This window comes from Rhizobium sp. M1 (assembly GCF_002531805.1).
GTDB classification, from domain to species: Bacteria; Pseudomonadota; Alphaproteobacteria; order Rhizobiales; family Rhizobiaceae; genus Rhizobium; species Rhizobium etli_C.
Map to the genome: position 1 here is coordinate 18,768 of NZ_NWSW01000006.1, position 15,275 is coordinate 34,042.

Sequence of the window (15,275 nt, forward strand, 5' to 3'; positions counted from 1 at the left end):
CCGGATATCCCATCCGCTTGCGTCCAATGGAATGCTGACGATGGGACGCGGCAAGCCGCGTCCACAGGATGACTCAATCAAACCAGGAGAGGCTTCAGGCACGCCAATTCTCATTAAGGTAGTGGAAAAGCTCGCCATTTTGATCTAGCCTCTCGACGCTGATGGTACAATTCAGCGTTTCGGGAGACATCCATGTACAAATTCGAAGTTTACAAGGATAAATCAGGCGAATTCCGCTTCCGCTTCAAGGCATCGAACGGGGAAACCATGTTCCTGTCCGAAGGCTACAAGGCGAAGGCCTCGGCCATGAGTGCCATCGAATCCATCAAGAAGAACTCGCCCGGCGCCGACGTCGTCGATCAGACGAAGGCCGAAGCCTGAGCAGGACGGCACGGGCGGCGTGAGCGCCGCCCTGCCTTTTTTGCGCCCTTGAGCGGCGCTGGTGCCTTTGAGCCCGGCTCACCCGCGTTCGGATTTCCGGCGCCGTTTTCTTTTTCAAGTATTTTTCAAAGCCATGTCGAAACGACCGCCGCTCGCGCCTCATTGTCTCGGAACGGCTGAGCCGCTCCACCAGGCATAACGGCTTTCGTCGACCTGCCTGGAAGGCCAACAACGAGATCAGGAGTTTTCCATGCAATATGCTCTCATCATTCGAGAAGCCCCCGAAGATTTCGCCCGCCGCAGCGATCCTGCCTATCGCGACGGTTGGGTCGCCTACAGCAAGGCGCTCGCGCAGGCAGGAATCATGACCGGCGGCGCCGGCCTGACAGCCCCCGAGACCGGCACGATCCTGCGCCGCAAAGGCGAGGATCACGATGTCCAGGACGGTCCTTATCCGGAAGGCAAGGAACAGCTCGGCGGCTTCTATCTGATCGAGGTCCCCGATATCGACACCGCGCTGGAATGGGCGACCCGCGTTCCGATCTCCGACAAGGGTTCGGTCGAGGTGCGCCCGCGCCTGCAGATGTGAGGCGGCAATGTCCGCCGATGCCGGACGCGCCGCCGAACAGGTAGCACGTCAGTCTTACGGCAAGCTGATCGCCTTTCTCGCCGCCCGCTCGCGTGACGTGCCGGCGGCGGAAGACGCATTGTCGGAAGCGCTGGCTTCGGCCTTGCGCGTCTGGCCGGAGCGCGGCATTCCTGGCAATCCGGAAGCCTGGCTGCTGGTCGCCGCTCGCCGCAACCTCATGCAGGCGGCCCGCCACCGCACCGTCGAGGCCAACGTACGAACGACGATATCGCTCGCCCTCGAGGAAGCGGAGGAGCGCATGAACGAGGCCGGCAATTCCGTTTTTCCCGATGAGCGGCTGAAGCTGCTCTTCGCCTGTACCCACCCTGCCATCGACAGCTCCGTGCATACGGCGCTGATGCTGCAGACGGTTCTCGGCATCGAGGCGAGAACCATCGCACGGGCCTTCGTCGTTTCGCCGCAAGCGATAAGCCAGCGGCTGGTGCGGGCCAAGGTGAAGATCCGTGATGCCGGTATTCCCTTCGCCGTTCCGCCTTTACCCACCCTGCCGGGGCGACTCGCCGCCGTGCTCTCGGCGATCTACGTTGCCTATGGCCTCGGATGGGATGGGCTTGACGGCGAGGAGGCGCACCAGTCGCTTGCCGCCGAAGCGATCTGGCTCGGCCGGGCGCTTCTGATGGTGCTACCCGACGAGCCGGAAGCGATCGGCCTCCTGTCGCTGATGCTTCACTGCGAAGCCCGCTGTGATGCCCGACGCGACGGTGGGGGCCGATATGTGCCGCTGGACGAACAGGACACGGCGGTCTGGAACGCGATCATGATCGCCGAGGCAGACGCATTGCTGCGCAAGGCCGGGAGCTTCGAGCGTTTCGGCCCTTTTCAGTGTCAGGCGGCAATTCAATCCGTGCATGCTGCGCGCCGGCTTTCCGGGACGACCGACTGGCAGGCGCTGACGACGCTCTATGCCGCGCTGCTGGAGATGAAGCCGACGCTCGGCGCCCGCGTCGCCGAGGCGGCGGTGATCGGCAGGGCCTCAAGCGCTGCCGAAGGCATCAGCCGGCTCGACAGGATCGATCCGCGCGCCATCGCGGCCTATCAGCCCTACTGGGCCGTGCGTGCCTTTCTTCTGGCACGGGCCGGCGACAATACCGCCGCGGCTGAGGCTTACGTGACGGCGATCGGCCTCAGCGACAGTACAGCCGTTCGCGCCTTTCTCGCCGACAGGCTCGCGGAGTGGCGGCAGGCAATATCAAGCTGATTATTTCTCGGTCAGCTTCAGCTCGATGCGGCGGTTGGTGGCACGCGCATCCGGCGCATCGCCGGGTGCGATCGGCTGGAACTCGCCGAAGCCGGCGGCAACAAGCCGGTCGGCCGGCACGCCTTGGCCGATCAGGAACTTGACGACCGACGTCGCGCGCGCCGAGGAAAGCTCCCAGTTGTCGCGATAGCGGCCCGTTCCGGCAAGCGGCACATTGTCGGTATGGCCGTCGACACGCAGCACCCAGTTGATCTCAGGCGGAATTTCCTTGGCGAGGTCGAGCAGGGCGGTTGCAAGCTTCGCCATCTCCGTCTGCCCCTCCGGGTTGAGATCGGCGCCGCCCGAGGGAAACAGCACCTCCGACTGGAAAACGAACCGGTCGCCGACGATGCGAATATTCTCGCGGTCCGAAAGGATCTCGCGCAAGCGGCCGAAGAAGTCGGAACGGTAACGGTTCAGCTCCTGCACGCGGGCGGCGAGCGCAACGTTGAGACGGCTGCCGAGATCGGCGATCTTGGTCTGCGAGACCCGATCCTTCTCCTCCGAGGCCTGAAGGGCTGCTTCGACGGCGGCAATCTGGCTGCGAAGCGCTGCGATCTGCTGGTTCAGCAGCTCGACCTGGCTGAGGGCCCGTTGGCTCACCTGCTTCTGCTCGTCGAGCTCCTGCGTCATCGCGCCGATCCGCTTCTGCGCCGCGTCCTGGCCACCCGAACCGGCACTCAGCAGCGCCTGCAGCCGCGAGCGCTCGCCTTCGACGTTGGCAAGCGAAGCCTGCAGATTGGCGACCGAGTCCTGGAGATCCTGATTGCTGCCCTTTTCGAGCGCCAGAAGCTGCGTTAGCTCGTTGATCTGGCTGTTGAGGCGATTGAGCACCTCGTCACGTCCTGTGATCTCGCGGCTGAGAATGAACTGCCCGACGACGAAGACCGTCAGCACGAACATGATCGAGATGAGCAGCGTCGAAAGCGCATCGACGAAACCCGGCCAATAGTCGACCGTGCGTTCGCGGCGGCGGTTGCGGGCAAGAGCCATGGCTTATTTGCCCTCGCTCTTCTCTGTGTGGCTTGTGCGTTCGCGGTGGCGTTCGGGTTTCTCACCGGCCCGCTCCTGCAGGCCGATGCGTTCGGCCAGCCGGTCGAGCGTGCGGCGCATTGCTTTCGCCTCGTCCTGCTGTGCCTCGATCCAGTCGCGCAGCATCTGCTGCTCGTTGCGCATATTCTTGACGAGCCCCTGGATGCCTTCGGCAAGGCTCGCCATGGCGGCGACCGAGCGCTGGCTGCCGACACCCCCCTCTTCGGAGGCCTTGCGCAGATATTCGGAGAGCGCACGCATGTCCTCAGAGGACGAACCGGACACGGCGTCGAGCGCCGGCGCAAGATCCGAACCGACATCGGTAACGGAGGAGAGCCAGTTTTCCAGCTCCATGTAGAAGCGGTTCTGCGCGCGGCCGGCCTGCAGGTCGAGGAAGCCGAGAATGAGCGAACCGGAAAGGCCGAGCAGCGAGGACGAGAAGGCCTGGCCCATACCCGAAAGCGGCGTGGACAACCCGTCCTTCAGTGCCGAAAGCACGTCACCGGTGCCGTTCGAGCCGGCATCAAGCGATTGGATCACACCACTGATCGAACCGATCGTGCCGATGAGGCCCCAGAACGTGCCGAGCAGGCCGAGGAACACCAGGAGGCCGATCAGGTAGCGCGAGACGTCGCGCGATTCATCGAGGCGCGTCGCGATCGAATCGAGGATCGAACGCAGCGCCGTCGTCGATAGCGCCAACGAGGTCTTGCGATTGCCGATCAGTGCCCGCATCGGCGCCAAAAGCCGCGGATTGCGATTGACCTTGTCGGCGCTGCCGGCGGCACGGAAGGAGTTGAACCAGCGCACTTCGGGACGAAGCGCCAGCACGTGACTGAAAACAAGGATGATGCCGACCGCGAGAACGCCGACGATCAGGCCGTTGAGGCCCGGATTGTGCATGAAGGCAGTCTGCGTCTGCCGGAAGAGGATGGCGGCAATGAACCCGACGATGACGAGGAAAAGCAGCATCGTCCAGAGGAAGGGCATGGGGCTCGAAAGCCTGTAGACATAACCGCCGGGCGTCTTTTCGGTGGAGCCGATCTCCGCCACATTCACATTTTCCATAGGTTCAGCAGCCTCCGAACTCATTGCTGGCGGAGACTAGAGCAACATTGTGCCGAATTGAAGTATCTGGAGGCGAAAACCGTGACTTTACAACAGCCGCGTTTTCTCTCGCCTACTTGGCGGGAATCGGTCGCTTGATGACCTCGATGAGCGCCTTGTGGATGTGTTCGTTGCCGGCGACGATCGCGCCACCCTCCAGAATGGCCGCTCCGCCTTCCCAATCGCTGGCAAAGCCGCCGGCTTCGCGGATGAGCAGGATCCCGGCCGCCATGTCCCAGGGTGCAAGCTCCGCCTCCCAGAAACCATCGAAACGTCCGGCGGCGACATAGGCGAGATCAAGCGTCGGCGAGCCCAGGCGGCGAATGCCCGCCACCTCGCCCATCACGTGGCGAAGCTCGACCAGGAATTTGCCGTGATTGCGCTTGCCGAGCGCCGGCACGCCGCAGCCGATGACGCAATCCGACAACACGCGGCGTGCGGCAACGCGCAGGCGCCGGTCGTTGAGGAAGGCGCCGCCGCCGCGCTCGGCAGTATAGAGCTCGTCGGTCGCCGGATTGAAGACGACGGCCGCAACGATCTCGCCGTTGCGTTCGAGTGCGATCGAGACGGCGAAGGCCGGGATGCCGTGCAGGAAGTTCGTGGTGCCGTCGAGCGGATCGACGATCCAGCGATGCGCGCCGTCGGTGCCCTTGATCTCCTCGCTCTCCTCGCCGAGGAAACCGTAGGTGGGGCGCGCCTTGAGCAGTTCTTCCCGGACGATCTTTTCGGCCTTGCGGTCGGCGGCGGAGACGAAATCGCCCGGTCCCTTCACCGATACCTGCAGGTTCTGCACTTCGCCGAAATCACGCCCCAGCGATTTTCCTGCCTTGAGGGCAGCCTGAACCATGACATTGAGAAGAGCTGAACGGGCCATCGGCGCATTTCCTTGGGACTGATACGGGACGCGCTGCCAGGGGCGGGAAATGTCCCTGAACATGCATGACAGGCAGCGCTGCAAAGATTGGCGGCCTCAAGACCACAAAACCAGGGAAATTTCAAGAGGAGGCGCGCACGGCTGCCTTTCCTCGTCGGGAACCCGCGGTTTTATTCGAAACGGATCGGTTCAAAACCGGTCTCAGAATTTCCGATGCGTGTTCATCACTTCGCGAGCGATCTGATCGAGCGGCAAGACGCGGTCGACGCCGCCCTTGGCGATCGCCTCCTTCGGCATGCCGAAAACGACCGAACTCGCCTCGTCCTGCGCCACCGTATAGGCGCCGGCCTGATGCATTTCCAGCATGCCGCGCGCGCCGTCATCGCCCATGCCGGTCATGATGATCCCCATGGCATTCGAGCCGGCGGAACGCGCCGCCGAGCGGAAGAGCACGTCGACGGAAGGCCGGTGGCGCGACACCAGCGGCCCGGTCTTCACGCTCACATAATAGCGCGCGCCCTGGCGTTCGAGCAGCGTGTGCTTGTCGCCGGGTGCAATCAGCACATGCCCGCGCAGCACCGGGTCGCCATCGACGGCCTCCTTGACCTCGACCTCGCAGAGCCCGTTCAGCCGCTTGGCAAAGGCGTCGGTGAATTTTTCCGGCATATGCTGGACGATCACCATGCCGGGCGCATTGGCCGGCAATTCCTCGAGAAATTCACGCAGCGCCTCCGTGCCGCCGGTGGAGGCGCCGACGCAGACGACCATCTCGGTCGTCTTCGCCATGGCCTGTCCGGTTGGCGGCGGCAGCATCGCGTCCGCCGTCAGCTTCTTGGTCGGCCCGTCGGCCGAAGCCGAGCGGATGGTTCCGGCGGCGCGGCGGAGGGTGGTAAGCCGTGCATGCGAAGCACTCTTGACGATTTCGCGAATGCGTATCGCATCATCGGAAAGACTGTCGGCGGCTCCGATCTTCGACTTCAGAATGACGTCGACGGCGCCGGCCTCCAGCGCCTGGATCAGCGTTTGCGAACCCGCTTCCGTCAGCGACGAGCACATCACGACAGGGATCGGCCGCTGCGCCATCAGCTTGCGCAGGAAGGTGATGCCGTCCATCCGCGGCATCTCGACATCGAGCGTGATGACGTCGGGGACTTCCTCCAGCAGCTTGCGCGCCGCCACGAAGGGATCGGATGCCACCGCCATGATCTCGATATCGGGATCCTGCTTCAGCACATGCGCCAGTGTCTGACGGATGCTGGCGGAATCGTCGATGATGAGAACGCGGATTTTCTTAGCCATGAATGCCCCTAGAGCAATTCCAGGAAAAGTGTGAAGCGGTTTTCCCAGGCAAAGCGCTTTTCCCGGGCAAACCGCGAAGCGGTTTTGCCGGGAATAGCTCGGAAAACCGACATGCACTAGATACGCTGAAATACCGTATTGGAGACCTGCTTCAACGGCAGGTCGAAACCGGTGATCGATTCGGAATGGCCGATGAACATGTACCCGCCTTTCGCCAGACAATCGCACAAGCGGTTGAGCACGCCCGCCTGCGTCTGCTTGTCGAAGTAAATCAGCACATTGCGGCAGAAGATGACGTGCATCGCATCGCCGATCGGGTATTTCTCGTCCATCAGGTTCATCCGGGCAAAACCGATCCTGCTGCGCAGTTTCGGCGTGATGCGCACCTCTCGCCGATCCGGCTGCTTGGCCGTCAGCACATATTTTCGCTGCAGGTCGCGCGGCACCGGTGCGATGAGATCTTCCGGATAGACGCCCCGGCGCGCCGTCTGCAGCACGTCGGTCGAAAGATCGGTCGCCAGCACGCTGTAGGAGACGTCGTTGCGGCCTTCGGTGAATTCCGCCAGCACCATCGCCATCGTATAGGGTTCGGCTCCCGTCGAGCAGGCCGAACTCCAGGTGCGAATGGTGCGGACGCCGCTGCCGACGATCGCCGGCAATGCCACGCTCTGCATATAGTCGAAATGCTTGGCTTCGCGGAAGAAGTCGGTTTTGTTCGTCGTCACCACGTCGATCAGGTAGACGGTTTCCTGGGCAAGACCATCTTGATTGAACAGGAAGTCGCAATAATCGTCGAAGGTCGCATGATTGGTTGCCCGAAGGCGGCGCCTCAGCCGCCCCTCGAGCATCGTCAGCTTGGTCGGCGGCATCTTGATGCCGCTATAGTCGTAGATAAACCGGGCAAGCCTGTCGAAATTGCGCTTGCTGATCCGGTCGCCCGGCAATTGGGTTTCCACCGCTGCTGCCATACTCATAAAATGCAGTACTCCGGGTTGACGCGCGGTCAGGCCGCCGATTGCAGGGCAGAGGCGTCCTCGCGCGACAGCAGCCGCGCGAGATCGATGATGACGACAAAGCCGTTTTCACGGCGAACGACGCCGGCAATATAGTCCGAACGCCAGCGCACGCCGATATCGGGCGCCGCCTCGATCTGGTCACGCCGAAACGGCGTGACCTCGAAGACGCGGTCGGCAACGAGGCCGAGAGTGAGAAGCCGGCTTTCCATCGGCACGTCGAGGACGAGCACCCGCGTATGCGGTGTCGGCTCGGTCTTCGTCATGCCGAGCTTCAATCGAAGATCGATCGTCGGCACGCCCTGCCCGCGCACATCGCGCAGGCCGAGCAGATAGTCGGGACCATTCGGAATTTTGAAAGCTTCCGCATAGTCGAGGATTTCCCGGACGACCTCGACCGGCACGGCGAAAATCTCCTCGCCGAGGCTGAAGGTCACGAATTGCGCTTCCAGAGATGTTGGAGCCATGATCAGGCGCTTTCCTTGAATTCGACGTCCCCATCATCGGGGCCGCCCATGGAGAGATCGAGAGCGAAGCCCTTTGCCCGCGCCTGCTGACCGGCGACGCTGTTGGCAGCGAGCTTCCTGCGGCCGGCGGCGGGCGCCGGGCTGCGGACCGTCACCCTGGCGGCCGGCATGCGGGATTGGCGATCGCCAGCCGTATCGACCTTGAAGAAGGCGATCGACGTCTGCAGTTCTTCCGCCTGGGAGGCGAGCTCTTCCGAGGTCGCAGACATTTGTTCGGAGGCGCCGGCATTCTGCTGCGTCACCCGATCGAGCTGCTGGATCGCTTCGTTGATCTGGCCGGCACCGATATCCTGTTCACGGCAGGCGGCGCTGATTTCCGAAACCAGCTCGGCCGTTTTACGGATATCGGGTACCAGCCGGCCGAGCATGTCGCCGGCATCCTGGGCGGCCTTGACCGTATCGCTCGACATCGAGCTGATTTCGGCGGCGGCCGACTGGCTGCGTTCGGCAAGCTTGCGTACTTCCGAAGCAACGACCGCAAACCCCTTGCCGTGTTCGCCGGCCCGCGCCGCTTCGACAGCGGCGTTGAGCGCCAGCAGATCGGTCTGACGGGCGATTTCCTGAACGATGCCGATCTTCTCGGCGATGGTCCGCATCGCCTGCACGGCGCGCGACACCGCCTCGCCGCTCATCTCGGCGTCCTTGGCCGACTGGCGGGCGATCTTTTCCGTCTGGGCGGCATTGTCGGCGTTCTGCTTGATGTTGGCAGCCATCTCTTCCATCGAGGCGGAGGCCTCTTCGGCCGAAGCCGCCTGTTCGCTGGCCCCCTGCGATACCTGTTCCGAGCTTGCCGAAAGTTCCTGGCTGCCGGCGGAGACGTTCTCGGCGGCAGAGATCGCATCGGCGACGACGCCACGCAGACGCTCGACCATCTGCTCGAGCGCGATGCCGAGCGTATCCTTCTCCGAAAGCGGCTTCGGGGACACCGTTAGGTCGCCGTCAGCGATCTGCCTGGCGATGCCGGCGGTGACGCGAAGGTTATCCGTCATGACATTGATCGTGTTGACCAGATCCTTGATCTCGTCGTTGGTTCTGATCTCGACCTTCTGGTTCAGGTCTCCGATCGCGACAGCGCTGGCAACGTTCATGATCTTACGCAGGCCGCTGTTGACGCCGAGGGCGATCCAGAGCGCGGCGGCGATCGCAACGAGGGAAGCCCCGATCGCGATGCCCACCAGCATGTTCCTCGTCGAACTATAAAGAGCGTCGGTGTCCCCATCGGCTTTCGACATGGCCTTCTGCTGCAGCGTGACGAGCGTCTCGAAAACCTCTTCTATTTCCGCAACCAGCGCGACAACCTCTCTCAACGAAAATGCAGTGGCGGCTGCCCTGTCGCCGCTCTCCTGAATGGAGGCAACCTTCGCCGACTCTTCACCGAAACGTTTGCCCAGTTCAATCAGCCGGTCCCAGGTGGGTTTTGCCTCGGCGGTGGCGAGCTGTTGGCCGTTTGTCGCCAAGGCGAGCATCTCATCCACGCTTCTCGCCGAATTCAGATAGTACTTCTTGACCGTTTCTGGATCCATTTCCAGAAGCGCGTTCTTCTGCCAGCGGACGGCATCGAGCTCGGCAGTTTTCGCTTCCAGAGCCAGTTCCAGCCTTTTTGCAGGACCGGAAATGAGGTTGCTGACGGCGTCGTTCAGCGAGCTGAGGCTGATGATTCCGTAAACCGCGCTGCCCACCAGCAACAATATGACAAAGCCGAATGCAGCCGCGAGTTTGAGTTTGATCGTAATACGCATCTCAATATTCCTCTCAGAGAGCGAAGCAATAAATATGGTCCAGGTGTCGCGGCATCATGCAGCAAAGAAATTCCATCCGGCGAAAGCCGATGGCAGACATGAATAGGCTTCCATATCGCTTCCCCAAGCGCCGAAAGCCTGAGTCGTGGGCCGTGCCAGCCGGTCCACAACGGTTGCGGAAGGGAGCGCCTAAACCTCCTCGTCCACGGAACGTCGAATTTCAAAGTGATGTGTCTGAAAGGGGGAAAGCGACTACATTCACTTCCCGGCAGCCGGACATCTATCGGTCGCAGCGCCAACGCCTACACGCGTTGGGGATATTCCGCCTCGGGCCACCGGCGCAGCCCGAGGGATCAGATGAGGGTGAAGGCGCCTGGGCGGCTTCCCCGGAGAGCGCTTACGCGCTTTCCCCAGGGGAGTGCTCAGGCACTCTCCCTGAAATCGTCGTCACCGGCGTCCGGGCCGCCCATCGACATGTCGAGAGCAAAACCCTTGAGACGCTGCTGCTGAGCCGAGACCGTCTGGCCGCGGCCCTGGCTGCGGGCCTGTGGGGCGGGCTTGCGGGCAGCCGCCGAGACCTTGATCCCCCTCGCCGAAGCGTTCGGCTGCGGCTTGTGGGCGTCGGGCCGGGCGCTGCCTGCCGTATCGACCTTGAAGAAGGCGATCGACGTCTGCAGCTCTTCCGCCTGGGAGGCGAGTTCCTCGGAGGTTGCCGACATCTGCTCGGAGGCGCCGGCATTCTGCTGCGTCACCTTGTCGAGCTGCTGGATCGCTTCGTTGATCTGCGAGGCGCCGATATCCTGTTCGCGGCAGGCGGCGCTGATCTCGGAAACCAGTTCGGCCGTCTTGCGGATATCGGGCACCAGCCGGCCGAGCATGTCGCCGGCATCGGCTGCAGCCTTGACCGTATCGCTCGACATCGAGCTGATTTCGGCCGCAGCCGACTGGCTGCGTTCGGCAAGCTTGCGCACTTCGGAGGCGACGACCGCAAACCCCTTGCCGTGTTCGCCGGCACGCGCCGCTTCCACCGCGGCGTTGAGCGCCAGCAGGTCGGTCTGGCGGGCGATTTCCTGAACGATGCCAATCTTCTGGGCGATCGTGCGCATGGCGTCGACAGCACGCGTCACCGCCTCACCGCTCATCTCGGCGTCCTTGGCCGACTGGCGGGCGATCTTTTCCGTCTGAGCGGCATTGTCGGCGTTCTGCTTGATGTTGGCGGCCATCTGCTCCATGGAGGCGGAGGCCTCTTCGGCGGAAGCCGCCTGTTCGCTGGCGCCCTGCGATACCTGTTCCGAGCTTGCCGACAGCTGCTGGCTGCCGGAAGAGACGTTGTCGGCGGCCGACAAGGCGTCGGCGACGACACCGCGCAGGCGTTCGATCATCGTGTTGACGTTGCCCAGAAGCTCGCCGATTTCATCGTGGCTGGTAATATCGGCCATCTTCGTCAGATCGCCTTCCGACACTTCGCGCACCACGCTGTTGGCGCGGTTGAGGCCCTTGCTGATCGAGCTGGCGATCCAGAAGGCGGTGACGGCGGCAACTAGCAGGGCGCCGGCGGCCACCGCAATCATCGTCGTGCGTGTCGTCATATACTGCGCTTCGGCACCCTCGTCGGCAGCCTTCATGCGCTGCTTTTCAAGTGTCAGAATTTCGCTCAGCGTTGCGTCGATGTCGTTGGCAGCAACCCGCGCCGTGGTGACGGAGATGGCATTCGCGCCTTCGGCATTGCCGGCTTTCACATAGTCGCGGATCTGATCGTCGGCAGCATTGAAGGTCTTGGAAAGCTCGGCGATGCGCGCCCAGCGCACCTTGCCTTCTTCCGTTGCCAGCGCCAGCACCTGGCTGAACGCGTCGGCGAAGTCCTTGCGGGCCTGATTGCCCTTGGCGATCGAAGCGGCCGTCTCGTCCGCGTTGCGGGCGGCGAGCAGGTTCTTCTGCTGGCGGATGGCCTCGAGCTGGGCAATGTTGATCTGCTGCGCGAGATCGAGGCGGGCTGCCGGACCGGAGAGAAGCTTATCGATCGTATCGTTCAGCGATCCGAGGCTGAGGACACCGTAGGCGGCGGTGCCGACCAGCATCAGAATGATGAAGGTGAACGCGGTCACCAGTTTCGTCTTTATTGTCAATCGCATTGTCAAACCCCCAAGTTGAATTCATCCGGCGTCAGCCGGCGACCCCCGCCGCCTTGTGCTTAGATGAAAAAATTGCCTGCAGATTCGGGAGAATGATGAATTCTCCACCCCTCTTCACCAGGCAGTTGATGTAGTCGGCTCGCCAGCGCATGCCGACGCTCGGCGGTGCCTCGCTCGCGGATTTCGCCAGCGTCGTCACCTCGTTCACCTTGTCGGTTCTGAGCCCGACGAGCGTCTGCTCGCCCTGCAGATCGATTTCGATGACGATGATGCGGCTGTCGATCGTGGCCTCCGCCGCCTCCATCCCGAAGGCGAGGCGCAGGTCGGCCAGCGGAATGACCTTGCCGCGAAAATTGATGACGCTCGCGACGAAGGGCTGGCTGCCCGGCACTGCGGTTTCCGGAAGCAGGTCCAGGATTTCCTGGACGATGACCGCTTCCAGCGCGAAGGTCTCGCCGTTGAGATCGAAGGTCAGCACCTCGACTTCCTCGGCATAGCTCCAATGATTGTCGAACCGTTCGGCTGTTGCTGCTGTTGCACTCATCCTGCTACCCGCAATTGCGCCTCCTGCTGCTGACCCGCGGCAACCAGGTGCCCGACGTCGAGAATGAGGGCGACGCTGCCGTCGCCGAGAATGGTCGCGCCCGAAAAGGTCGCGACGTCGTTATGCAGTTTCGACATCGACTTGATGACGGTCTGGTGGTCGCCGATGATCTGATCGACGACGAGGCCGACGCGTTCCGTGCCGGTCGAGATGACGACCACCTTCTGGTGCACGTCGGGCTTCGTGCCGGTGCGGAAGAGGTCGCGCAGGCGCAGGAACGGCACCAGGCTGTCGCGCAGCGAGATGAAGCTGCGGCCGCGCGAGCGGAGATCTTCCTCCAGCGACAGTTCGAGGCATTCCTCGACTGCCGAGAGCGGGATGACGTAGCGGCCGGAACCGACACGCACCAGCAGGCCGTCGATGATGGCAAGCGTCAGCGGGATGCGCAGCGACACTTCCGAACCCTGTCCCGGCACGCTGACGATGTCGATCGCGCCGCGAAGCGCTTCGACCGTCTTCTTGACCACGTCCATGCCGACGCCGCGACCCGATAGATTGGTGATCGTCGCAGCCGTCGAGAAGCCGGGAGCAAAAATCAGCTGCAGCAGCTCGGAATCGGAGAGTGGCTGGCCGGGATGGATAAGGCCGGAGGATTCCGCCTTGGCGCGAACCCGTTCGCGGTTGATGCCGCGGCCGTCGTCCTTGATCGAGATAATCACCTCGCCGCCGGCCTGGCGGGCCGAAAGGATCACCGTGCCGGCTTCGGTCTTGCCGGCGGCAAGGCGGTCGGCAGGCATCTCGAGACCATGATCGATCGAATTGCGCACCAGATGCACCAGCGGATCCGCCAGCCGTTCGATGACCGTTTTGTCGACTTCGGTCGTTTCACCCTCCATCACCAGCTCGATCACCTTGCCGGTCTCGCGGGCGAGATCGTGGACGAGGCGGCGGAAACGGGAGAAGAGGGTTGCGACCGGCACCATGCGCAGCACCATCATGGTGTCGCGCAATTCACCGGACAGGCGTTCGATTTCTTCCGAGACGGAGCGCAGCGCAATATCGGCGCTGGCGCTGGCGAGCTGGCTGAGGCGCGATTGCGCGATGACGAGCTCGCCGACCCGGTCCATCAGCTCGTCGAGACGCTCGGCCGGAACGCGGACATTCTCGGCCGTCTTCGCCTGGCTGGCGGCCACGGGCGCCTCGCGCCGAACCGGAACCGCCTCGACCGGGCGAAACTCCGGAACGGCAGCCGGCGGAACGGCCACCGAGACAGCGGCGACAGGTGCAGCCGCGGCCTTTTCCTCGATCGGAGCAGCAGTTGCCGGCCCGTCGATCTCCTCGACGCTGAGTTCCATATCGTCGAGCACGAAGATGAAGACGTCGTCGATTGCCGAGCGATCCTGCTCGCTGGTCAGCATCACGTCCCACGAAATATGGAGCTCTGTCGGTGTGAGCTCGTCGAGCGGCGGAATGGCCGAGGTGTTGGCCCGCACCGTGCATTCGCCGAGATCACGCAGCTCATCCAGCAGGCCGAGCGGGTTGGTGCCGTTGGCCATCGAATTGGCGGGCAGACTGAAGCGGATCCGCCATCTGTTCTTCTTCTTCGCCGATACCTCACGCACGACCACGGGTGCGGCAACAGCAGCCGGTACAGCTGCAGGCACCGCCGGCTTGCCGCCGACGGCCGCCTGCAGCTGCACCAGAAGCTTGCTGCCGGTATCGCCGTGATCGGCGTCCGGCTGGTCGACGAGGGCGCGCATATGGTCCTGGGTGGCAAGGACGGCGGCGACGAGTTCGCTAGTCGCCGCGACCTCGCCCTTGCGGACGCGGTCGAAGGCGGTTTCGCAATGATGGGTGAAGGCGGCGAGCGCCTCGAAACCGAACATCGCGCCGGAGCCCTTGAGCGTGTGCAGCCCGCGGAACACGGCGTCGACGAGATCCTTGTTGTCGAGCTGGTGGGTCAGGTCGAGAAGACCGGCCTCGATCGCTTCAAGGCATTCGGCGGCCTCCATGCGGAACACGGCAACGGGATCGAGCGTGCTCATCGTCCGAGTACCTTCTTCACGATCTTCACGAGATTTTCCGGATCGAAGGGCTTGGTCAGCCAACCCGTAGCGCCGGCGGCCTTGGCGCGCGCCTTGAGATCGGCATCCGATTCCGTCGTCAGGAAGATGATCGGAACGCCGGCCTGCCCAGGCAGCTTCCTGAGTTCCTCGATCATCGTCAGCCCGTCCATAACCGGCATGTTGAGATCGGTCACGATCAGATCGAAGCTGCGGCTCTTGGCCGTCGCGAGGCCTTCGGCCCCATCTGCGGCCTCGGTGACGTTGTAACCGGCATTGCTCAGCGTGACCTTGGTGGTCAGGCGGATGCTGGCGGAATCGTCAACTGTCAGGATGTTTGCACTCATAACGTTACCTCTTTATGCAACCAAAACTTGGAATCTTCTCGATCGAAGGATTCTATAAAACCTGCACGCTCAAGTACCTTCAGGACCGAGCCGCGGGCAGGTGCAGAAAGTTTGAATGTCTTCCCGTCAGCTTTTGCCTGCCGGCGCGATGACTCTATGAGTTGAATGAAACTCAGATCCGCCTCCGCACTTTCGGGAATGCTGATAACGATTGTATCGCGAGCCTGAAATTCATCGGTAAACTTTGAATATAGTTCTGACACCGAGCGAATACTCAGCGCCTCCGGCAAATTTATAGATTCGCAATATTGTTTAGGAGTGTCCAACGCAG

General features: G+C 62.7%; 15 protein-coding genes. 3 read left to right on the forward strand and 12 right to left on the reverse strand.

What is annotated here, in order from left to right; translation table 11 throughout:
- Nucleotides 1-192: 192 nt before the first annotated feature.
- From CO655_RS06255 to CO655_RS06265, 3 genes are all read left to right on the forward strand, one after another.
- Complete coding sequence (locus CO655_RS06255) at nucleotides 193-381, forward strand: YegP family protein (RefSeq protein WP_097603990.1); 189 nt, start codon at nucleotides 193-195, stop codon at nucleotides 379-381.
- 250 nt (nucleotides 382-631) lie between these two features.
- Nucleotides 632-970 (forward strand): YciI family protein, encoded by a 339-nt coding sequence (locus CO655_RS06260; protein WP_097664136.1) that lies wholly within the window; start codon nucleotides 632-634, stop codon nucleotides 968-970.
- A 7-nt stretch (nucleotides 971-977) separates the two neighbouring features.
- Nucleotides 978-2,228, forward strand: coding sequence for a DUF6596 domain-containing protein (locus tag CO655_RS06265; protein ID WP_097603988.1), 1,251 nt, complete (start codon nucleotides 978-980; stop codon nucleotides 2,226-2,228).
- Here the strand turns inward: CO655_RS06265 and CO655_RS06270 are convergent, their stop codons facing one another.
- From CO655_RS06270 to CO655_RS06330, 12 genes are all read right to left on the reverse strand, one after another.
- The gene (locus CO655_RS06270; RefSeq protein WP_097603987.1) at nucleotides 2,229-3,260 is read right to left on the reverse strand and encodes a peptidoglycan -binding protein; all 1,032 of its coding nucleotides are present in this window, start codon (nucleotides 3,258-3,260) and stop codon (nucleotides 2,229-2,231) included.
- Between the two features lie 3 nt (nucleotides 3,261-3,263).
- Nucleotides 3,264-4,367, reverse strand: a complete 1,104-nt coding sequence (locus CO655_RS06275) for a MotA/TolQ/ExbB proton channel family protein (RefSeq protein WP_097603986.1) — start codon at nucleotides 4,365-4,367, stop codon at nucleotides 3,264-3,266.
- Nucleotides 4,368-4,479: 112 nt separating this feature from the next.
- Nucleotides 4,480-5,280 (reverse strand): inositol monophosphatase family protein, encoded by an 801-nt coding sequence (locus CO655_RS06280; protein ID WP_097603985.1) that lies wholly within the window; start codon nucleotides 5,278-5,280, stop codon nucleotides 4,480-4,482.
- A gap of 201 nt (nucleotides 5,281-5,481) precedes the next feature.
- Entirely contained in the window at nucleotides 5,482-6,579 is a 1,098-nt protein-coding gene (locus tag CO655_RS06290; protein ID WP_097603984.1) for a chemotaxis response regulator protein-glutamate methylesterase, read from the reverse strand.
- Nucleotides 6,580-6,695: 116 nt separating this feature from the next.
- Nucleotides 6,696-7,553 (reverse strand): CheR family methyltransferase, encoded by an 858-nt coding sequence (locus CO655_RS06295; protein WP_097603983.1) that lies wholly within the window; start codon nucleotides 7,551-7,553, stop codon nucleotides 6,696-6,698.
- A 29-nt stretch (nucleotides 7,554-7,582) separates the two neighbouring features.
- Complete coding sequence (locus CO655_RS06300; protein WP_003590275.1) at nucleotides 7,583-8,059, reverse strand: chemotaxis protein CheW; 477 nt, start codon at nucleotides 8,057-8,059, stop codon at nucleotides 7,583-7,585.
- A 2-nt stretch (nucleotides 8,060-8,061) separates the two neighbouring features.
- Nucleotides 8,062-9,858 (reverse strand): methyl-accepting chemotaxis protein, encoded by a 1,797-nt coding sequence (locus CO655_RS06305; protein ID WP_097603982.1) that lies wholly within the window; start codon nucleotides 9,856-9,858, stop codon nucleotides 8,062-8,064.
- 422 nt (nucleotides 9,859-10,280) lie between these two features.
- Entirely contained in the window at nucleotides 10,281-11,990 is a 1,710-nt protein-coding gene (locus CO655_RS06310; protein WP_097603981.1) for a methyl-accepting chemotaxis protein, read from the reverse strand.
- A 31-nt stretch (nucleotides 11,991-12,021) separates the two neighbouring features.
- A complete protein-coding gene (locus tag CO655_RS06315; protein ID WP_097603980.1) occupies nucleotides 12,022-12,534 on the reverse strand; it encodes a chemotaxis protein CheW in 513 nt (170 codons plus the stop codon).
- Nucleotides 12,531-14,579, reverse strand: a complete 2,049-nt coding sequence (locus CO655_RS06320) for a chemotaxis protein CheA (protein WP_097664137.1) — start codon at nucleotides 14,577-14,579, stop codon at nucleotides 12,531-12,533. Before CO655_RS06320 ends, CO655_RS06315 begins: the two co-directional genes overlap by 4 nt.
- Nucleotides 14,576-14,944 (reverse strand): response regulator, encoded by a 369-nt coding sequence (locus CO655_RS06325; protein ID WP_010031191.1) that lies wholly within the window; start codon nucleotides 14,942-14,944, stop codon nucleotides 14,576-14,578. The genes CO655_RS06320 and CO655_RS06325 overlap by 4 nt, the downstream gene beginning before the upstream one ends.
- The gene (locus tag CO655_RS06330; RefSeq protein ID WP_097603977.1) at nucleotides 14,941-15,270 is read right to left on the reverse strand and encodes an STAS domain-containing protein; all 330 of its coding nucleotides are present in this window, start codon (nucleotides 15,268-15,270) and stop codon (nucleotides 14,941-14,943) included. The genes CO655_RS06325 and CO655_RS06330 overlap by 4 nt, the downstream gene beginning before the upstream one ends.
- Nucleotides 15,271-15,275 lie beyond the last annotated feature (5 nt).